Raw genomic sequence first — 20,265 nt, forward strand, 5'->3', positions numbered from 1 at the left:
TTGTTGTTTACATCTGGAATCAAAATTAAATAGGGGAGATGACAGCCTTATGTCAGCAGTAAAAAAAAAGTATCTACTGACAAATAGTTGTCACAATAGCTTGATAGCTTTGCTTAATTTAATATAAATAATGGCATTACATATTCAAAATAAAGTTTGCTCATCTGGAGAATTTTATTTTTTCTGGAAGTCTTATCTTTGGAGGATATGCCAAAACATTATGAGCGATACCACCATAAAACGCTTTGATAGAATCGTAACTATTTTAACGCAGTTACAATCAAAAAAGATAGTCAAAGCACAAGATCTTGCAGAACGTTTTGAAGTAAGTTTACGTACTATTTACAGAGATATTAGAACGCTAGAAGCATCTGGAGTCCCAATTATTAGTGAGGCTGGAATTGGATATAGTATTATGGAAGGGTACAGGCTTCCGCCAGTAATGTTTACAAAAGAAGAAGCAGGGAGTTTTGTAGCTGCAGAAAAGCTGATGCAACAGTTTACAGACGATTCTCTTGGAGCTTACTATCAATCGGCTATGTACAAAATAAAATCTGTTTTACGGGGTTATGAAAAAGATTGGATTGATGCTATAGAATCTCAAGTTACCATAAATTCATCTCGCGAACTTTTTAATAAAGAGATTCCTAATGCATTGGAGATTATTTTTGAAAGCATTGCAGAGAAACACCAGATTTTTTTAAAATACCAGTCGCTTCACGCTGAGAAACATTCTGAAAGATTGATAGAACCCGTAGGACTTTTTCATGAGCATAATTATTGGTATATGATGGCGTATTGCCATTTAAGAAAGGATTATCGGCAGTTCCGCACCGATCGAATTATTAAGATTAGTAGGACGCAGACTCCTTTTTTATTAACGCACGGAACATTAGAAGATTATCGTAAGAAAGAAGAGGAGTGCGATAAAACTAAGATCGTAATTTTGGTAGACAAGCAGATTGCAAAATACATGAAGAGTAATTGTAATTATTACGGACTTACTTCAGAAAAGATAAAAGGGAATGACGTTGAAATGACTTTTTTTACTTCTGATGTAAAGGATGGATTTGCACGTTGGTTTCTTATGTTTGCGGACTATGCAACTATTATCGAACCAGCTTCTTTAAAAGAAAGAGTGAAGGAGATTATTATGGAAGCATCGAGTAGATTATAACGGATAAGTGCTTCTTAGTTATAACAATTAAATTACAATAAGAATATGGAAGTATTTCCGGTAATAGCATCTACAATCTCAGCTAAAGAATTGGGAGATTTTGTAGTAGAAAAATATGGACTTGTAGGGAGTTACGACTGTAAGTTGTTTCGAACGGGAATGAATCATACGTATTACCTTTCCGAAGGCGAAACAAAATATGTGATTAGGGTTTATAGCCATAATTGGAGGTCAAAATCGGAAATAGTAGAAGAAATAAAGCTTTTAAATCTATTAAAGGATAATAACCTAAGTATTTCTTATCCTCTTCAAGATAAGAGTGAAGGTTTTATCCAAGAAATAGAAGCACCAGAAGGGATTAGATATGTAGTTTTATTTTCGTTTGCTAAAGGTGGTAAAGTTAGATTTATGAGCAATAAAACCTGTTACAAAATAGGTGCTCTTATGGCTCGATTTCATAAGCTTACAGAGAAAAGTACTATTGATAGAATCTCTTATAACCAACAATCGCTTTTTGAAGCTCCTTATAAGAAATTAAAAGATTTCTTTTCTGAAGAGTTACCAGAAATGCAGTTTATAAAAGAGCAAGTAATAGCATTTAAAGACTCTGATTTTAAATGTAGTCAGATAGGAATAGTTCATATGGATATTTGGTATGATAATATGGCGGTTTCAGATGAAAATGAAATCACCATTTTTGATTTTGACTTCTGTGGTAATGGTTGGCGAGTTTTAGATATTGGGTATTTCTGTAATCAATTGTTTAATATTGGAGTTGATAAAGAGGAATATGAAGTTAAGAAGAAAAATTTTTTAGGGGGATACAAAAGTATTAGTGAATTACCAGAACAGGAAATAGCATTAATCCCAAAAGCAGGATTAGCAGTTTTTATTTTTTACCTCGGAATTCAAGCACAAAGATTCGATTGGTCTAATATTTTTCTTTCTGAAAACTATCTCAAAATGTATGTAGGTAGAATGAAATCTTGGGTCGATTATACTAGGTGATAATTAATAAAGAAGATTTAAAAAGTAAGCGTAATTTTTGATAAACTGGTATACTAAAATAAACTTATTCTTATTTTAGTAGTTGCAATAAGCAAAACTATGAATCCTAAAGTAGATTTCTTTTTTGAAAAAGATAACCAATGGCAAGAATGTTATAAGAGACTAAGAACTATTATTCTCGATTGTGGTCTTATAGAAGAATTAAAATGGGGCGTTCCATGCTATACATTTAATGGGAGCAATGTGGTTTTAATCCATGGATTTAAATCGTATTGTGCTCTGCTATTTCATAAAGGAGTTTTATTAAATGACGCTGATGATATTTTGATTCAGCAAACTAAAAATGTACAATCTGCTCGTCAGATTCGATTTACAAGCCTCCAAGAGATATTAGATTTAGAGCGCACTTTAAAGGCCTATATTTTTGAGGCTGTAGAAGTGGAGAAAGCAGGATTGAAAGTAGCTTTAAAGAAGACAAAGGAATATGAAATTCCAGAAGAATTTCAAGAAAAACTTGATAATGACCAAAAATTAAAGGATGCTTTTTATTCTTTAACACCAGGAAGACAACGGGGTTATCTATTGTATTTTTCTCAAGCAAAGCAATCAAAAACGCGTTTGGCAAGAGTTGAAAAATATATTCCTAAGATTTTTGAAGGATTAGGATTGAATGATTAATTTTTAAGGTTTTAAAGTATTTAAAACTCTATTTAAACTCCGAGGGGTGATTCCTAAATAATTTGCAATGTCTTGTTTAGAAATTTCCTCTATAATAGTAGGGAATTGATGGATTAGCCGTAGCAGATTATCTTCCAGAGTATGCGATTGATTGTAGGCATGGCGAACTGCTGTATAAGTGAGTTTTTTACTTAGAGCTTTTAAAATATGCTTGTTAAAAATATGATCTTCCTCTAATAACTCATTAAAATAAGAAGCCTCTATTTTATATACTTCAACAGTATTTATGGCTTCAATACAACAGAAACTAGTATCGCCATTTATAGCTTCTAATTCTCCAAAAATTTCACCTTCACCAAAAAATTCTTGGATAAAATCTACACCATTATCTTCTGTAAGATAGCATTTTGTTATTCCAGATTTAATAATATACACCGAAAAAACTCTTTTCTTCTGATCTAATATTTTTTCTCCAGCGTTATAAGATTGCGTAATGATATTCTGATTAGATTCCTTCAGGAGTTTTTGTGTGATATATTGTAAGAGGTCGGCGTTTTTTCGTATCATTTTACTACTTCGGACAAATGTCCTTTTTAAAAACTATTACAAACCATTTCTTTGTATTCAAAATAGCTACAAACAAAGATATTTAATAAGCATGAGCTTTATAAAGAATATAGCGGTAAAATACAATTCGCATCCAATCTACAATTTTAAGTTTGCATTGGTATGTTCTAGTTCATTACTTTTTTCTGCTAGTTACAATATGCTTATTCCTGAACTTCCTGCTTATTTAAGCTCTTTGGGAGGAGCTAAATACATTGGTTTAATTATAGCATTATTTACGCTTACCGCAGGAATTTCTAGACCTTTTAGCGGACGTATTACTGATACCGTTGGGCGTGTTCCTGTGATGGTTTTTGGAGCTTTGGTATGTGTGTTTTGCGGAGTTTTGTATCCTGTTTTAAATACTGTTGCAGGCTTTTTAATATTGAGACTTCTCCATGGGTTTTCTACAGGTTTCAAACCTACGGCAACCTCAGCATATGTGGCAGATATTACACCTCAGCGCGCTTGGGGAGAGGCTATTGGGATGCAAAGTCTATTTTATAGTACAGGAATGGCTGTTGGACCTGCTGTAGGAAGCTTTATAAAAATGAATTATTCATACAGCACCTTATTTTATATATCGTCGGCATGTGCTTTTCTTTCGATGCTTATCATTCTAAATATGAAGGAAACATTATCACCCAAGAAAAAATTTACTTGGTCATTATTAAAAATATCAAGAAGAGATATTATTGCTATCGAAGTTCTTCCAGCAGGCTTGGTAACATTTTTATGTTATGCCTCTTATGGAGTTATGCTAACACTTATTCCAGATTGGACAACCCATATTGGAATTGCAAATAAAGGATTGTTTTTTATAGTATTTACCATCTCTTCATTGCTAATAAGATTTATAGCTGGGAAAGCTTCTGATAAATATGGACGGACTGTTGTTATCACCTTAGGACTTGTAGTGCTTTCTGTAGCAGTTGTAGTCATTGGATTGGCTACTTCACATTTACTATTTATTATAGGAGCCATTTTATATGGTGTTGGAATGGGCGGCTTAACGCCTTCGCTAAATGCATGGACTATAGATATGAGTAGACCAGAAGCAAGAGGTAAAGCGATGGCGACTATGTATATTGCTCTGGAAGCGGGAATTGGAATTGGGGCTTTATTCTCTGGATGGTATTATCAATCAACAATAAATCATATTCCACATGCCTTTTATGCTTCATCAGTTTTAGCAATAATAGGACTTATTTATATGTTGAGGAGAAACACTTCAGCAGTAAATAAATAGCTTAGAGAAGTAACTTCCCTAAGCTATTAGAAACTTATTTAACTAAGTTTTTTACAAACCAAAAATCTTGTAAAGTTAAATTAAGAGTAATAAGATGGTAGTTTTCTTTTACCAAAATATTATCAACAAGACCTTTGCTTCCGTAGCTGTAGGAAAGATTCAAAGTGGAATTATTTCTGTTGCTTATAGGTAATCCTAGTCCTGCTGTAACACTATAACTGCTTATTTTATTATCATTTATTTCTAAATATCCATCATCATAATTAAAACCTGTACGGTAGGAAATACGCTTAAAATAGCTTTTGTTTCTAGAATCACTATTGAATTCTAATCCGAGTCCAAAAATATTCTGATTTGCATAGGTTCCTATATGATCCGATTGGTTGGTATCATCCCAAAAACTCTTTTTATAGTCTCCATTTATGGTAAGTTTATTTTGAAATAAACGAGCGCTAAAACCAAGTCCCAATTGCATAGGGAGTTCAAAATCGGAAACATCACCTTCCGCTTCTTCTTCGATAGTGACACTATTATAATCAAGGGTTTTATAAGTAGATCGTTTTAAACTTCCACTCAAAGCAGTTGGAAGCTTTAAAGTTCCTCCAATGGAAACATTTTTTAAAACTTCGATTTGTGTTCCTAGCCCTAATTGTAGTCCAGAATAAGAGGTTTCTTCCTCTAAAGAAAAGGAGGAGCTACTTAAAGTAAAGTTTTCTTCCTCTTCAATATTTCCGAATAATACAGAAGCGCTTATCCCCACACTAACTCTCGGAATAATGGTATAACCAAAGTTTCCGCTGAATTCATTCAATCCACCGCTTCCTAGAATATTACTTTTAAAAGTCTCCGTAGAGCCTTCAATATTAGTTTCTAATCCAATTAAAGAATACCCTACTTGGCTGTATGGAATAAGTGTTAGTCCCATTCCCATTTTACTATTTATAGGAAATGCAAATGCTATGTTTGAGAAATTGAAACTAGTATTATTCTCTGCATTATTTTTATTCTCATAAGTGTTAAGTTCAGCCTTTCCTCCAACATCAAATATAAAACTGTTTTGAGGGATAAGAGAATAGGAGGCAGGGTTTAAATTATTAATATACCCGTCGGATTTCATTGCGATTCCTGTATATCCCATCCCATTTACTTTCCCAATACCACTTTGATTGATAACTCCAAGGCCATATAATGAGTAAGGGGAACTCGTTAAACTTTCTGATTGTGCATATGTAAATAGTCCAAATAGGGAAAACAGAAGGGCTAGATTAATTTTCATCTTCATCATAAACAGTATATATTAAGTTTAATTCAATTTTGTAGCTATTGTTAGTACTTCCGTATAAAACCATTCTATCTACACTCGATTCAAAGTCGTTGGGTAATAGAGCAAAAGATTGAATATCGTCCGTTTCTAAGTTTAAAAGGGTTTCTACATAAGTTCCAAAAGGGAGAACGTAATAGATGTTATTAAACTCTTGGTTTTCTTTATTGAGTATGGCTTGTACTGCGCTACCGTCACTATAAGTTAGCTGTTCTGTAACATTATTATTTTGATCTAAAACATAAACATTAAGTGTGTCTCTAAGTGTTAGATTGTCGTTATACGACGCTATTTCAGGATGTATATTTAGTGTAGCATCTAGAATAGTTCCTGTGCCTTCAATATCAAAAAGGGTTTTTATGTGAGGAAAACTAATAGCTGTTGCAACTCCAATTCCAGACTGAATAAAAGATTTATTTTCACTTTGTGAGCTAGAAATAACCTCTTCTTGATCGGTTAGACTTTGTATATATTCGTTAGAGTTTACTGAGGATATCTGATTAAAAAATGAAGCATAATCAGTTCCTTTATTGATAGGAATATCAAGATAGCTTTGCGAAAGATACGTATCTTCTTCAATCGTATAATATAAGCGCATATAGCAGGAAGTAGTTTCCGTAGAAAAACCTATAACAGATCCATTATCGCTGTCTCCAGGTTGTATGGTAATTCCTTTAAAGTAATTTTTAAACTCGTCGGAATTTGTAATCACTTTTGTTTGAAGGTTGTCAAATATTTCGTTCCCCAAGTCATCATCTATTTTTATTTCCAAAGTATCTGCCTCCATTGGGCGAGGTCGGTAAGTAAGTAATCCTATATCTTCAGTGTTATAATCAACTTCACTGGTGTTGTAAAAAACATCTTCATCGGGCTTTACGGCTTCCGTTACTCTTTTTACATGGATATTATTGTATTGTAGTGTATCGTTATAATAATAGTTGTCGTAATGAAGATAGAGCGCAATACTATCGTAGGTAGCTTCACTATCTATGGTGTAACTATCAGGAAGCATTTCAAAATAGCTGGCGGCTTTTACAGTTCCAAATTCGGGATCAGTGTATTTCCCTAAGAGGATTCTATTGCTACTTGAAGTTGTAAGACTATCGAACTTCATTGTAGAAGTCTCGATAGTAAGAGTGTCAATTTCTATGACTCTTATCTGACTATCTACAAAAGAGTTACCGGCATTAAAATCTGGGTCGTAAGGGCTATCATCGGTGCAAGAATAACACATAATAATGGCGAGTGAAATCATAGAAATAATAGGTGTTCGCATCTGTTTTTTTGGTAAATGTAACGTGACTATTACGCTATAAAAATCTTAATATATCATCTTAAAAAATTAGTATACAAACCCCTATAATTCTACTACGAATAGAATAGGAGGTGCTTATAGATAAATACACCCTATTCGTATATTAAAATGGGGGTTTTATATATTCCATTTCTTAGGTTTTTATCTCTGACTTAGCTTTACCCAAAAATTAAATCTATGAAGCGTAATTACAGTTTAAGATCATTACTATTATTAGTATTTGTAAGTACTACATTTATTGCATGCTCGTCTGACGATGATGATGACGAATTAGGAAACTGGATCGACCGTTCTATTTTTGATGGCTCTCCAAGAAGTGGGTCGTCTGCCTTTACAATAGGTAATATTGGTTATATGGGCGTTGGTTATGATGGCGATGATTATTTAAATGATTTCTGGGCTTACGATATGGATGGGAACTATTGGTCTCAGAAAGCAGATTTCCCTGGTGTAGCAAGAAGTGCAGGAGTAGGGTTTGAAATTGATGGAAAAGGATATATCGGATCTGGATATGATGGATTGGATGAATTGGGAGATTTCTATGAATATGATCCAGAATTGAATACTTGGGAAGCAATTGCAGATTTCCCAGGAACTAATAGACGTAGTGCAACAGCATTTAGTATTAATGGATTTGGTTACTTCGGAACTGGTTTTGATGGTGATAACGATCGTAAAGATTTCTGGAAATATGACCCTGCAACAGATTCATGGTCAGAATTAGAAGGCTACGGTGGTAATAAAAAGAGAGCCGCTACAACTTTTGTTATTGATGGAATTGCTTACCTAGGAACAGGAATTTCTAATGGTGTTTATACAGATGATTTTTGGAAGTTTGATCCAGAAACGAATGCTTGGACGAAATTACTAGACTTAGATGAAGAAGATGACTATGCCATAATGAGAAGTAATGCAGTAGGCTTTACAATGAATGGTTACGGATATATTGTAACTGGACAGCAGAGTGGAGCTGTAGCAAGTGCATGGCAATACAATCCTTTAAATGATTTATGGGAAGAGTTAACAAGTTTTGAAGGGTCCTCTCGTCAAGATGCGATTGCTTTTTCAAATGGAATAAGAAGTTTCGTAGGGTTAGGTAGAACAGGAAGTCTTTATTTAGATGATATAGATGAGTTTTTCCCAACCATGGAATACGATGATGAAGATTAAGGCAGGGCTAAAATCTTGCTTGTTTGTTGAGTTTTAAATATGAGGTGCGCTGGATACGCACCTCTTAAACTGTTTATACATATTTCTATTTCTAAATTTTAAGATTTTTTTTGGATGAGGTTAAATAAAACACAAAGCTACCTGCTAATAACCAGTTGTTTAGTATTATTATCCTTGCTTTACTCTTGTAATAAAAAGGAACCAATTACTAGTGAAGTTATAGAAGTAGATGGAGGATTTGGTTATGAAGTATCCTATAAAAATCGTGTGCTAATAAAGCAGGAATATATTCCCGCAATTAGCTTTAGAAAAGCATTTGCCACAAAAGAAGATGCAGCTAAAATTGCAGAAGTGGTAAAAGGGAAATTGATGAAGAAGCAGAAACCGATAATTAATAAAGAAGAGATCGATAGTTTACACATCAATATAGAAAAATATGAGGACTGATTTAAACTCCATAAATAAATCAAATGGAATTTTTAGTGATGTACTCTTGCATGTATTAGTTTGGCTATGTTGGTCGGGAGTAATACTCTTCCAATCGTATAGTAGAACCGGTAGTATAGATTTCTTCTCTATCTTCTCTCCAAGTTTCTTTATAAACATCTCATTATTTTACCTCAATTATTACTTTTTAGTACCTAAACTTCTATTAAAGAAAAAAATAATTCCTTATCTCTTTGTATCACTTATAGTAATTTTAGTGGTGAATTATATTATGGAACGCACGCTACCTCCAGATATAATGTTCAATAGAGAAGAAGTGAGAGGACTGCCTCCAGCTATAGATCGAAGGTTTAATTTCCCAAGAGATGAGTGGTTTCGTTTTAAAATGTTTTTAGGTCCAGCTATTGGCGCTGCTTTTTATTTTGTGGTTGGTACAATTATTAGGGTATATATTGAGTGGAATAATAACGAACGTCTTCGTGAGAAAACGGAAACTGAGAAGGTAAATTCTGAGCTCCAATTTTTAAAAACACAATTGAATCCTCATTTTTTATTCAATTCTTTAAATGCTGTTTATACATTATCCATAAAGAAATCTCCAGATACTTCTGAGGCTATCATAAGTTTATCAGAGTTGATGCGCTATATGATATATGAAGCCAATAAAGAGATTGTTTCCTTAGACAAAGAATTGGATTATATAAAGAGCTACATACAGCTTCAGCGATTAAGGTTACCTAATGCAGAAGAGGTTTATTTTAATATTTATGGCGATGAAAGGGGAAAGACTATAAAGCCACTATTGTTTATCTCTTTTATAGAAAATGCTTTTAAATACGGTACTGATTATAGAGGTAATACATGGATAAAAATTAATATTTCTATTGATGAAGATAAGATTCATTTGTTTGTAAGGAATAAGATAGGGATTGTTAAGAAATCTCCTGAAAGCTCCGGGATTGGATTGGAGAATATTCAAAATAGACTAAAACTATTATATCCAGGAGCGCATCGATTAGACATGCAGAATGACGGTAAGTACTATACAATAAATTTAACGATATTAAATATTCAAGGCGATGAGATGCATAATAATAGACGATGAGCCATTAGCAATAGACTTGATAAAAGAATATTGCGGCAAATTAGACTTTATAGATGTGGTAGGAGTGTTTACTAATGCTTTAGATGCTATTGTAACTATAAAGGAGCGAAATGTAGATTTGATATTTTCTGATATCGAAATGCCTCAAATTAATGGAATAGACTTTATAAACTCATTAGATAATAAGCCGCTTTTTATTTTTACCACCGCTTATTCTCAATATGCTGTAGAAGGATTTGAGCTTAATGCAGTAGACTATCTTGTAAAACCAATTCCATATCATCGATTTATAAAAGCGGTATCTAGAGCTAAAGAAATTATTGCTAATAAAAATTCTACTATGACTACAAATGTATTTTCCTCAACTGGCGATCAGAAGCTAGAAAATGACTATATTTTTATAAAGGCAGATTATGAAAATGTAAAAGTTGATCTTGAAGATATAAAGTATATTCAAGGTCTTAAAGACTACTTAAAAGTTCATATAAACGGGACCAATAAGCCTATTTTGACCCTTATGAGTTTTAAAGAGCTGCTCTCTAAACTTCCAGAAAAAGACTTTGTACGAATTCATAGGTCTTTTGTTATTAATGTACCTTTTGTTAAGACAATTCAAAAGAATAAGGTAGTGATAGATGATATTAGAATTCCGATTGGAGATAGTTACAAAGAAGAGTTTTATAACCGATTAGGAATTAAGTAAAAGCAATTCCTTTTTGTGTATTAATTTAAATACAGTTGATACTAATTTTTGCAAAAATGAATAAGGTTTACATTTAGTTTAGTATTACTGTATTAAAAAAGGCATTCTATAAAGTATGATGATATAATTATACTTTATAGGATGCCTTTAATTTTTGTGTTTTATTAGTTAGCTATTTTATGACTGAAAAGTTTAGGGTTGATAACTAACATTGCCCAAGCCCAGTTATTAGTATTGTCGTTTGTAACACCACCTTTAACAATACTCATACTATCTGAAGCAAACATATGTGAGTATCCTACTTTTAAAGTAGCAAATTTCATTAGCTTATGAGTGTATTGTAAGTCGATTTCTGTTCCTAAATAAGAATCAGCATCATTAGGAAGATCTCCATTTGCACCAAAGTAATGTACTGCTGTTAATAGACTTGATTTTTCACCTGTTTTAAAAACTACTTTACTGTAGATATCATTTAACCCTGCGTTATTTGCATAGTTACCAACATAGAAATAATCCATAAAACCATTAAATCCATGGTTTGTACCATATAATGGGAAGAAAGAGTTACTACTGCTATCACCAGAATCAGAACCACTTAATATCTCAAATCCAAGAGCAAATAATGTATTTTGTGGTTTGTAGCTACCTTCAAGCATAAGTTCATATGCATTTAAGTTAACATCCAAAGGGTATGCTTTTCCGAACTGATAGTAGAAACTACCTGCAAAATCTAAAACTGAAATAGGGAACTTAACATAGGTTCCAGCTGTCTGTGTGTAATAAACTCCATCTGCTTCATCATTAATATCAAACTTTTGGAAACCATTATTTAAGAATAGGAAACTAGCAGATGCTTTTTCCCATGTTTTTTTAGCATATAAATACTGCATCGTTTTATAAGTAAAGAAACCAGGAACGTCATAAGCAGTTCCTGTGTTTTCCTGACTCGTTTGGCTAAAAGCAAAACCTGCATCCGCCATAAAGCTATCGTTACGATACTTTATAAGTGCAGCATCATGAAAACGTCCTTGCATAGCCCAATCAAGACCACCAAATATACGCTCGTTATCGTATATAATAGTTTGTCGACCAACTTTTGTCGACCAATTCTCATTAATATTTAATTCTGCCCATGCTTGGAATAACGAAAAAGAATCGTTTCCGTCAATAGGTAAAATCTGCCTCGTATCTCCCCAGGTACTAACATCTTGCACGCTAACCATTATATTTAATAGTTCCGAACTATAATTCATATTTAATCTGGTACGCTGCGTTACAAATGCTGCAGGATCTGCATCATCTGGAAATGGAGCACTATAACCATGGCGATACTCAAAGCGCGGACGTATGTCTGCAGAAACATCTAAAGTTTGACTAAAGACAGTGCTTGTAAAACAAACAAAGACAAGTAAGGTGGTAATAATTTTCTTCATAATATTAAATTTATTTAAATCTAAGTATAAATACTTAATTAATATACATAAACACGTAATTTTTGTGGTAATGATTAAAAAAATAATCATTATGTTTGTTTTAGTTTAAAGATAAAGAAATGATTTCTGTAAAAGAAGCAATTACGTCAATTCTAGACAATTCTATTTCCTTAGGAACTCATCATATTCATATAACTAAAGCATCCGACTCTTATTTGTCATCGAATATTTACTCAACTATAAATCTACCACTTTTTCGTCAATCAGCAATGGATGGTTTTGCAGTTTGTCAATATAATGGTGATTCTTATAAGATTATTGGTGAAATACAAGCGGGTGATAGTAAGGATATAGCATTAAAGAAAGGCGAGGGAGTTAGAATTTTTACAGGGGCACGAGTTCCTAAAGATGCTGATATCGTTATAATGAAGGAGTATGTGGAAGAGTCTGGTGATGAAATTTTACTACAAAAAAAAATATCACAGAAAACTAATATTAGAATTCCGGGAGAATTAATTAAAGAGGGAGACTTAGCTTTAAAAAAAGGAACTTTATTAAATAGTGCTGCACTTGGATTCTTAAGTGGACTAGGTGTTGATAAAGTTACAGTCTCACAAAAACCACGAGTAGCTATTTTAGTTACAGGTAATGAGTTGGAGAAAGCAGGTACTCCGTTAACTGAAGGTAAAATTTACGATAGTAACTCTATAATGTTACAAATGCTATTAAAAAAGGCAGGGGTAACGATTGTAGATTGTTTTAATGTCGAAGATACACAAGCAGCTTCTACTTCTATAGTAAAGGAAGTTTTGGAAGCATATGATTTTATTATCGCTTCTGGAGGGATTTCGGTGGGCGATTATGACTTAATGAGAAATGCTTTTCATATAAATGGTGTGGATGAAAAATTTTATAAAATAAATCAGCGGCCAGGGAAGCCTATTTATTTTGGAAAGAAAGATAATACTTTGGTGTTTGGACTTCCAGGGAATCCAGCAGCATGCTTTATAAATTATCAAGCGTATGTACTTCCTGCACTTCAATTAGCTATGGGGAAGATCACTGATACCCTTTTTAAAACGGCAACTTTAGAAGATGCTATCACAAATACTACAAAAAGGAGTTTGTTCTTAAGAGCTGAGGTAAAAGGTTCTTCAGTAAAAATTTTTAAGAATCAGAATTCGGCAATGCTTCAAAGTCTAGTAAATGCCAATGCTCTTGTATATATTTCTGAAAAAACTACACAAATAGAAAAGGGAGAAGAAGTTCGTTATTTGGAGATTCTTCAGTAACTTTATGATTCGAATGAATTTTATAATGATTTAAGATGAAAAAGAAGAAAAATGTATTTATGGAGGGAGCAATATCCCCATCATTTATAGCAGATTCTATAGCAAAACACCAATCGAAACATTCTATTGGAGCACATAATATTTTCTTAGGACAAGTACGTGCAGATGAGATTGATGGTAATAAGGTGAGTGCAATTGAATATACTACCTACGAAAGTATGGCTGATGAAAAGTTATATGAAATTCGGGAGAAAGCTTTTGAGAAGTTCAACCTTACTTGCATGCATATTTATCATAGTTTAGGAAAAGTAAATGCTGGAGAGATTTGTCTTTTTGTTTTTGTTTCTTCTGAAAGAAGGAAAGAGGTTTACGAAGCTACAGAGGCTATTGTAAATATGATAAAAGAAGAGGTACCCATTTTTGGAAAAGAAATTTTTGAAGATGAGACTCATCAGTGGAAAGTAAACAGTTAAGAGCAGAAACCTTCTTTTTATTTAAATAAGCAATACCCAAAATATGAATGATATTTCTCGTGAAATAAAAACAGCTTGTACTTCTATAGCAGCGATTACAATTACACTGAATGAAGAATTGATACCGCTTTATAAAAAAGAGGTTTTTACATTGGTGAAAACTGGAGCGCAGTTGGCTGTAAAAAATGCCTTTTCGATTATTCCAGATGTATATCCTGCTTTATTGGACAGTATAGATATAACGGATGAATTGGAGGGGGAAGAGCTTACATTTACGGTTAGTGTAAAAGCAATTCATAAAACTAATTTAGATTCGGAAGCAATGTTAGGTGCTTCTGTTGCTGCCATTACACTAGTAAATACTTTCGAAACTAAAGATGCTGGGATAGCCATTGGTGCTTTAAGGATTGTAAAGAGTAAAAGTGCGCTTAAAGGATTTAAAAGGATATTTCCTTCTAATTTGAAAGCCGCTGTTATCGTTTGTTCTGATTCTATTTCTGATGGGAAGAAAGAAGATAGGGCAGGGAAAGCTATTATTGAGAAGTTAAAGGAATCGTCAATCGAGATTTCTAATTATGAAATTATTCCTGATGAAGCAGTTATTATAGCTGAAAAAGCTTTAGAACTATCTAAAACTAATAATTTATTGATTTACACTGGAGGTACAGGACTTTCATACCGAGATGTTACTCCCGAAGCATTGGAGCCTATTATCGAGCGAAGAATTCCAGGGATAGAAGAAGCCATTCGTAGTTACGGACAAGAAAGAATGCCGTTTGCAATGCTTTCAAGAAGTGTAGCGGGAACAATCGGGAATTGTTTGGTTTTGGCCTTACCGGGATCTACAAACGGAGCTAGCGAATCTATGGAGGCTATATTTCCTCATGTTCTTCATGTTTTTAAAATACTAAGAGGACAGCAACACGATTAGCGCTTTAGCCCGCAGTTGTTTCAGTATTTTAACACTTCAAACCTTCGAAGGGTATTTGATAGTAAAGTATTGAGTACTCAGCAAACTACTTTGTTTAATAGTTTAAAATAGACTACTATTGTCACCCTGAGCTTGTCGTGAGTATTTTGATAGTAAAGTATTGAGTGCTCAGCAAACAGCTTTATTTAAGAGTTTAAAATAGACTACTGTTGTCACCCTGAGCTTGTCGAAGGGGGGGGGAGTTAAGTTTTAGTGTTCAAGAAGTAATTTTTATTCTAATTCGGAATTCAAAATTCAAAATTTTAAATTTGCCTAAAGCCTAAAGCCTAAAGCCTAAAGCCTAAAGCCTAAAGCCTAAAGCCTAAAGCCTAAAGCCTAAAATCAACTCAGTTCTTTAATCATATTTAGCCTTTTCATGGCTGCTTTTGGTGCTTCACATAAAGAGCAGCAGTATTCATTTGGGAGTTGTTCAAAAGCTGTATTTGCAGGAATATCTTGTGTTAAGTCTCCATAGGTAGGATCGTAAATGGTAAGGCATTCGCCGCATTGGTATACTTCCGTTTCTATCTCTTTTTTAATTTCTATTTCCTTTTTAGGAGTTTCTTTTTCTTCACCTAAAGTATCAAAATACATTTTACTAAGTTCCATAAGTAAACCTGGGAGCTCTACTTTATCTACATCTTGAACATGTGTTAGGTATTCTATGGTATTAGGATCAAAATTCTTTGCATAAAGTAAATTGTAAGTGTCTCGAATTTTAAAATCACCTAATGCTTCTGGCTGTCTATTTTTTTCAATAACAATAGAGGTAAAATAGTATGCCTTTTTCGTATAGTCTGTAATTCCAAATGTAAGTCCGTAAGTACTAATATCATTTTGATCAAAATTAGAAACCAAGTATTTTTTTAGCTTTAAAGCATCTTTATTATTTACAGGAAGATGCCAGTTAAGCTCCAACATTGAGTGACGAACATTAATACCGCGCTTTCCTAAGAATTTCTCCCATTTAAGCTTAAACTCTGTTTGAATTCCTTTTATGATAAAAGATTTCCAAGGAGTAATACATATTTTTCCAATTTTACATTCAGCACATAAATCGCACATAGCTTTTAGAAAATCCAAGTCGTATTTATTATTCCTCCAATACAAGCCTAACCAGTATTTATCCGATCCCATTCTATTCATTCCTTCATAATATGGAAAAGGGTAGAAAGGAACATCTAAAGGCGTGTCAACAGTTCTATTATTGGTGTCGATTGCATCATTTACAAGCTCGAACACCATATTAATAGTTTCGGGTTCTTCTTGAAGTAACTCTTCTATAGCAAGCGATACTTTTGCAATATCCCAACTGTAAATTAGAGCGGGGTACATTACTATTTCTTCCCAATTTGGGAGTCGTACATACAAATACCAATAATCATCGTGAGCAGAAGCTATAAAGTTCAAATGCCCAGTAAAAAGAGGGACAAGACGTTGTTTAGGGTCCGTAATATTTATTTTCAATAAGGGATGATGTCTAAATTGCTCTAAAATATATAAATAGCGATCTCCTGTAAGCCACGAATTTTTAGGAAAAATATCAGCAGAAACATAAGAACAAACAATATTTTCTGTTCCCTTTTCATTCGGAGCAATCCATTCTAAATCGTTAAAATTAGCTATGGATTCTTTAGCTATTTCTTTTGAAAAAAGGATGTCTTGTCGGGAGCCAAATGAAATAGTTTTTAAGCCTGAATTTTCAGCAGCTTCAGCAATCGATTTTAATTCTCCAGGAGACAAAACACCGCCTTTTATGATTAATCTGTTCAGTTCTTTATTCATTTGGATCGTTTTTAAGCTAAAACACTACTATTTTTTAATAATTCCCTTACTTCCGTTTTACAACTTCCGCAGCCGAGACCAGCTCCTGTTTGTTTGCATAATTCAGTAAAATCAGAACACCCATTACGGATTACTTCTTCAATATTTCCAACGCCCACTTGACTACATGAACATACGAGATTCCCCATTACAGGCTTTGTATTTGTAGCACCACGGAGTAAGGTATTTCTTTTATCGGAGAGTTCCATTTTGCCTTCAATCATTTCCTTGAATTCAGCAAACTCATTTTTATCTCCCATTAGAATAGCACCCACTAATAAATCGTCTTTTACAATGCATTTTTTATAATACCTTTTTGTGGCATCCATAAAAATAATTTCTTCATAGCTAGTATCGTTTTCCGGAACATTTATATCTCCAATACTACAAAGGTTGAGGTCATTAAATTTTAAAATATTCATCAGTACGGAGCCTTTGTATCCGCTGCTAATATCTCCAGCAATAAAATTTGCTAGAATATTGGCTTGCTCTTCCGCAGCAGAAGTAATACCAAAAAGTTCGTTATTAAATTGAGCAATCTCTCCAATTGCATAGATTGATGGATCCGAGCTTTGTAAATGCTGATTGATTTTAATTCCGCGACCGCAGTCGATACCAGCATGTTTTGCAATCTCAATATTTGGACGTGTACCAATAGCGTAGACAATAGCGTGTGCATTAAAGTTTTTCCCGCTTTTTAGAGTGATTGATAGATCCCCATTTTCATCATCGTCAAAAACGGTACTTACCTCATTATCAAAATATATTTGAACCCCTCTTTCTTGAACATCTAAGGCTAGTAATTTACTTGATGTTTTGTCCAACTGACGTTCCATTAAACGAGAAGAACGTTGAACGATTGTAATTTTTACACCTTGGTGTTTTAATGCTGCTGCGAGCTCTAAACCGAGAAGTCCGCCACCAACAATTACAACGTGTCGCTCTTCAGTAGGAAGGTTTGTATTTTCTAAGTGGCTTTTAAAATTGTCGGCATCACTTTTACTTCTCATGGTAAATCTTCCAGGAAGCTCCAATTGAACATCATTAGGAACAAAAGCACGACTTCCAGTTGCTAGAACTAGTCGGTCGTATTGATGTATATTCCCGTAGCTATCCTTAATATGTTTATTTTCTTTATCAATAGAAACAATAGAAGTACTACCATGCAGCGTTATTTTAAGCTTTGAGAGCTCATTTTCTTTTAATTTCTGAAGTTGCTCCCATGAAAGTTCTTCTGTGATATATTCTGGTAATAAAACTCTATTATAAAATGGATGAGGTTCTTCAGAAAAGGCATGTATTTCATGATGAATAGTATGCTCTCTATAATTTTGAATAAACCTAAAAGCAGCAGCTCCAGCTCCTACAACTATTATTTTTTCTCTTTGCTTTTTATATTTAGATACTGCAACTGCTGTAAACTTAAAGTCAGGTTCTTTAGACTGCGGATCTACAATAGTATTGGTTAGATTATTAGCTCTGTTGAGGTCACTTTTTAATACTTTACCCCAATGCATGGGTATAAATATCACCCCTTCACGAACGCTATCTGTTACTTTTGCCCGCAATCTTACCACTCCGTTTTTACTTTTTATTTCTGAAACGTCTCCGTTTTTAATTCCGTATAGATAAGCATCAACAGGATTTATTTCTAAAACGGGAGTAGGGTAGTGCGTATGTAAACGAGATACCTTCCCTGTTTTTGTCATTGTATGCCATTGATCACGAACCCTTCCAGTGGTCAAGATTAGAGGATATTCGCTAGAAGGTTGGATGGAAGCATTTTCTGTACTATAAGGAACATTAAAAATTGCTTTCTGAGAAGGAGTATAGAACTTCTTATCTTCAAAAAGGCGTGTTGTTCCTTTATGTCTATAAGCTGGCACTGGCCATTGCATGGTGCCTTCATTTTTAAGTCGGTCGTAATTCAGAAAAGAAATGTCAATATTTGTGCCTTTGGTCATCGCACAATACTCTTTGTAGATTTCCTCTGTAGCATTGTAATTAAAGCCTCTAAACCCCATTTTATTAGCGAAATCGCATAATATTTCAACATCAGGCCTAGCTTCTCCAGGAGCATTGATAACTTTTGGGAGGTAAGAAATCCTACGTTCAGAGTTCGTCATAGTTCCTTCTTTTTCCAACCACCCGGCAGCAGGTAAAAGTAAATCCGCCATTTTTGTGGTATCAGATTTATGAGAGATATCCTGAACGATAACAAATTTTGCATTTTTTAATGCTTTTTCGACCCTTCTAACATTCGGCATACTTACCAATGGATTTGTACAAACAATCCACACCGCTTTTAGTTTTCCTTTCTCCAGGGCATCGAACATTTCTGTGGCTGTATATCCAGGTTTTCCTGAGATACTATTTACACCCCAGAATTGAGCAACTTCTTTTCGGTGTTCTTCATTGAATAGATTTTTATGAACTGCTAATAAATTGGCCATTCCACCAACTTCGCGGCCTCCCATGGCATTTGGTTGCCCTGTTAAGGAGAAAGGTCCAGCTCCAGGTTTTCCAATCTGACCAGTAATTAGTGATAAATTTAGGAGTGAAAAGTTCTTATCAGTACCAACTACACTTTGATTAAGCCCCATTGCCCACATGCTTATAAAACCTTTAGCAAGGCCAATCATATCGGCAGCTTTTTTTATGTCATTTTCGGGAACACCGCAGATTTTAGCGGCTTTTTTTATAGAAATTCCTAGAATTTGTTCTTTATACTTCTGAAAATCTTCCGTGTGGTTTTTTATAAAATTATAATCGATCAATCCACGTTCTAACAGACGCCTCCCTATGGCATTATGGAGTACAACATCGGTTCCAGGAATAAGTTGTAAGTGTAAATCAGCAAATTTAGCAGAATCAGTTTTTCTAGGATCGATTACAATTACTTTTACGTTTGGATTCTCTTCTTTATGCTTTTCAAGTCTTCGAAAAAGAATAGGGTGACACCAAGCAGGGTTCGCTCCAGAAATTAGAAAACAGTCAGCCAATTCGATGTCTTCATAACCAATTGGAACGGAGTCTTCTCCAAAAGTTTTTTTATAACCAACAACTGCAGAACTCATGCATAATCTAGAGTTGGTGTCGATATTATTGGTACCTAGAAACCCTTTTGTTAGTTTATTGGCAATATAGTATTCTTCGGTTAAACACTGCCCAGAAACATAGAAACCTACGCTATCTGGACCGTGTTTTTTTATAATTGATTTAAAAACAGAAGCAGCCCTTTCCATGGCATCATCCCAAGAAACACGCTCTCTAGGATGTGATTTACTCCATCGCATTTCTGGATATAAAATTCTATCAGAAGTATCGTTGGCTACATAGTGAAGGTTCATCCCTTTTGAGCATAACATCCCCTTATTCACTGGATGATCTTTATCTCCTTCCACATGAACTTTGTTTTGAGCATCTTTTTTTATTATTATGCCACAGCCAACGCCACAATAGGAACAGGTAGTTTTTACTTCTTCTTTCAGCAT

General features: G+C 33.9%; 17 protein-coding genes. 11 read left to right on the forward strand and 6 right to left on the reverse strand.

From position 1 onward, the window contains the following. The first annotated feature begins 220 nt into the window (after positions 1-220). The 3 genes from JM658_RS10645 (at position 221) to JM658_RS10655 (ending at position 2,863) form a co-directional block, all read left to right on the forward strand. On the forward strand, positions 221-1,177 hold the full coding sequence (locus JM658_RS10645) for a helix-turn-helix transcriptional regulator (protein ID WP_236959245.1): 957 nt from the start codon (positions 221-223) through the stop codon (positions 1,175-1,177). Between the two features lie 45 nt (positions 1,178-1,222). Next, positions 1,223-2,185: a phosphotransferase gene (locus JM658_RS10650; protein WP_236959246.1), complete on the forward strand. Its 963-nt coding sequence runs from the start codon at positions 1,223-1,225 to the stop codon at positions 2,183-2,185. 99 nt (positions 2,186-2,284) lie between these two features. Then, complete coding sequence (locus JM658_RS10655; RefSeq protein ID WP_236959247.1) at positions 2,285-2,863, forward strand: YdeI/OmpD-associated family protein; 579 nt, start codon at positions 2,285-2,287, stop codon at positions 2,861-2,863. 3 nt (positions 2,864-2,866) lie between these two features. Here JM658_RS10655 and JM658_RS10660 read toward each other — a convergent pair whose 3' ends face one another. Beyond that, the gene (locus tag JM658_RS10660; protein WP_236959248.1) at positions 2,867-3,430 is read right to left on the reverse strand and encodes a Crp/Fnr family transcriptional regulator; all 564 of its coding nucleotides are present in this window, start codon (positions 3,428-3,430) and stop codon (positions 2,867-2,869) included. Between the two features lie 91 nt (positions 3,431-3,521). On the opposite strand from JM658_RS10660, the gene JM658_RS10665 reads away from it, so the two are divergent. Continuing rightward, positions 3,522-4,718 carry an MFS transporter gene (locus tag JM658_RS10665; RefSeq protein WP_236959249.1) on the forward strand — a complete coding sequence of 399 codons (1,197 nt, stop codon included), beginning with the start codon at positions 3,522-3,524 and terminating at the stop codon, positions 4,716-4,718. Between the two features lie 34 nt (positions 4,719-4,752). Here JM658_RS10665 and JM658_RS10670 read toward each other — a convergent pair whose 3' ends face one another. Together JM658_RS10670 and JM658_RS10675 are read right to left on the reverse strand one after the other, a co-directional pair. Beyond that, a complete protein-coding gene (locus JM658_RS10670) occupies positions 4,753-6,003 on the reverse strand; it encodes a hypothetical protein (RefSeq protein WP_236959250.1) in 1,251 nt (416 codons plus the stop codon). Continuing rightward, positions 5,984-7,315: a DUF4270 family protein gene (locus tag JM658_RS10675; RefSeq protein ID WP_236959251.1), complete on the reverse strand. Its 1,332-nt coding sequence runs from the start codon at positions 7,313-7,315 to the stop codon at positions 5,984-5,986. The genes JM658_RS10670 and JM658_RS10675 overlap by 20 nt, the downstream gene beginning before the upstream one ends. Before the next feature lie 216 nt (positions 7,316-7,531). On the opposite strand from JM658_RS10675, the gene JM658_RS10680 reads away from it, so the two are divergent. From JM658_RS10680 to JM658_RS10695, 4 genes are all read left to right on the forward strand, one after another. Beyond that, the gene (locus JM658_RS10680; protein WP_236959252.1) at positions 7,532-8,524 is read left to right on the forward strand and encodes a Kelch repeat-containing protein; all 993 of its coding nucleotides are present in this window, start codon (positions 7,532-7,534) and stop codon (positions 8,522-8,524) included. A gap of 114 nt (positions 8,525-8,638) precedes the next feature. Continuing rightward, positions 8,639-8,971, forward strand: a complete 333-nt coding sequence (locus tag JM658_RS10685; RefSeq protein WP_236959253.1) for a DUF4907 domain-containing protein — start codon at positions 8,639-8,641, stop codon at positions 8,969-8,971. Then, positions 8,961-10,076, forward strand: a complete 1,116-nt coding sequence (locus tag JM658_RS10690; RefSeq protein WP_236959254.1) for a sensor histidine kinase — start codon at positions 8,961-8,963, stop codon at positions 10,074-10,076. Before JM658_RS10685 ends, JM658_RS10690 begins: the two co-directional genes overlap by 11 nt. Then, the gene (locus tag JM658_RS10695) at positions 10,051-10,779 is read left to right on the forward strand and encodes a LytR/AlgR family response regulator transcription factor (RefSeq protein WP_236959255.1); all 729 of its coding nucleotides are present in this window, start codon (positions 10,051-10,053) and stop codon (positions 10,777-10,779) included. The genes JM658_RS10690 and JM658_RS10695 overlap by 26 nt, the downstream gene beginning before the upstream one ends. Positions 10,780-10,943: 164 nt before the next feature. On the opposite strand, the gene JM658_RS10700 is transcribed toward JM658_RS10695, so the two are convergent. Next, positions 10,944-12,212, reverse strand: coding sequence for an alginate export family protein (locus tag JM658_RS10700; protein WP_236959256.1), 1,269 nt, complete (start codon positions 12,210-12,212; stop codon positions 10,944-10,946). 119 nt (positions 12,213-12,331) lie between these two features. Here JM658_RS10700 and JM658_RS10705 point away from each other — a divergent pair, with 119 nt between their 5' ends. The 3 genes from JM658_RS10705 to JM658_RS10715 are packed head-to-tail and all read left to right on the forward strand — an operon-like array spanning position 12,332 to position 14,908. Next, positions 12,332-13,504, forward strand: a complete 1,173-nt coding sequence (locus tag JM658_RS10705; RefSeq protein WP_236959257.1) for a molybdopterin molybdotransferase MoeA — start codon at positions 12,332-12,334, stop codon at positions 13,502-13,504. Positions 13,505-13,539: 35 nt separating this feature from the next. Further along, a complete protein-coding gene (locus JM658_RS10710) occupies positions 13,540-13,977 on the forward strand; it encodes a molybdenum cofactor biosynthesis protein MoaE (protein WP_236959258.1) in 438 nt (145 codons plus the stop codon). A 43-nt stretch (positions 13,978-14,020) separates the two neighbouring features. Further along, positions 14,021-14,908, forward strand: a complete 888-nt coding sequence (locus tag JM658_RS10715) for a molybdenum cofactor synthesis domain-containing protein (RefSeq protein WP_236959259.1) — start codon at positions 14,021-14,023, stop codon at positions 14,906-14,908. Positions 14,909-15,289: 381 nt separating this feature from the next. Here the strand turns inward: JM658_RS10715 and JM658_RS10720 are convergent, their stop codons facing one another. Beyond that, the gene (locus JM658_RS10720; RefSeq protein ID WP_236959260.1) at positions 15,290-16,732 is read right to left on the reverse strand and encodes a rubredoxin; all 1,443 of its coding nucleotides are present in this window, start codon (positions 16,730-16,732) and stop codon (positions 15,290-15,292) included. 11 nt (positions 16,733-16,743) lie between these two features. Beyond that, positions 16,744-20,265, reverse strand: coding sequence for a nitrate reductase (locus JM658_RS10725; RefSeq protein WP_236959261.1), 3,522 nt, complete (start codon positions 20,263-20,265; stop codon positions 16,744-16,746).

Source organism: Joostella atrarenae, assembly GCF_021764745.1.
GTDB classification, from domain to species: Bacteria; Bacteroidota; Bacteroidia; order Flavobacteriales; family Flavobacteriaceae; genus Galbibacter; species Galbibacter atrarenae.

Excerpts from the sequence above, each read along its gene's own strand:
- JM658_RS10670 (WP_236959250.1), bottom strand. The coding sequence starts at position 6,003 with ATGATGAAGATGAAAATTAATCTAGCCCTTCTGTTTTCCCTATTTGGA.
- JM658_RS10720 (WP_236959260.1), bottom strand. The coding sequence starts at position 16,732 with ATGAATAAAGAACTGAACAGATTAATCATAAAAGGCGGTGTTTTGTCT.
- JM658_RS10700 (WP_236959256.1), bottom strand. The coding sequence starts at position 12,212 with ATGAAGAAAATTATTACCACCTTACTTGTCTTTGTTTGTTTTACAAGC.
- JM658_RS10645 (WP_236959245.1), top strand. The coding sequence starts at position 221 with ATGAGCGATACCACCATAAAACGCTTTGATAGAATCGTAACTATTTTA.
- JM658_RS10675 (WP_236959251.1), bottom strand. The coding sequence starts at position 7,315 with ATGCGAACACCTATTATTTCTATGATTTCACTCGCCATTATTATGTGT.
- JM658_RS10725 (WP_236959261.1), bottom strand. The coding sequence starts at position 20,265 with ATGCTGAAAGAAGAAGTAAAAACTACCTGTTCCTATTGTGGCGTTGGC.
- JM658_RS10710 (WP_236959258.1), top strand. The coding sequence starts at position 13,540 with ATGAAAAAGAAGAAAAATGTATTTATGGAGGGAGCAATATCCCCATCA.
- JM658_RS10690 (WP_236959254.1), top strand. The coding sequence starts at position 8,961 with ATGAGGACTGATTTAAACTCCATAAATAAATCAAATGGAATTTTTAGT.
- JM658_RS10665 (WP_236959249.1), top strand. The coding sequence starts at position 3,522 with ATGAGCTTTATAAAGAATATAGCGGTAAAATACAATTCGCATCCAATC.
- JM658_RS10695 (WP_236959255.1), top strand. The coding sequence starts at position 10,051 with ATGAGATGCATAATAATAGACGATGAGCCATTAGCAATAGACTTGATA.
- JM658_RS10650 (WP_236959246.1), top strand. The coding sequence starts at position 1,223 with ATGGAAGTATTTCCGGTAATAGCATCTACAATCTCAGCTAAAGAATTG.
- JM658_RS10655 (WP_236959247.1), top strand. The coding sequence starts at position 2,285 with ATGAATCCTAAAGTAGATTTCTTTTTTGAAAAAGATAACCAATGGCAA.
- JM658_RS10715 (WP_236959259.1), top strand. The coding sequence starts at position 14,021 with ATGAATGATATTTCTCGTGAAATAAAAACAGCTTGTACTTCTATAGCA.
- JM658_RS10680 (WP_236959252.1), top strand. The coding sequence starts at position 7,532 with ATGAAGCGTAATTACAGTTTAAGATCATTACTATTATTAGTATTTGTA.
- JM658_RS10660 (WP_236959248.1), bottom strand. The coding sequence starts at position 3,430 with ATGATACGAAAAAACGCCGACCTCTTACAATATATCACACAAAAACTC.
- JM658_RS10705 (WP_236959257.1), top strand. The coding sequence starts at position 12,332 with ATGATTTCTGTAAAAGAAGCAATTACGTCAATTCTAGACAATTCTATT.
- JM658_RS10685 (WP_236959253.1), top strand. The coding sequence starts at position 8,639 with ATGAGGTTAAATAAAACACAAAGCTACCTGCTAATAACCAGTTGTTTA.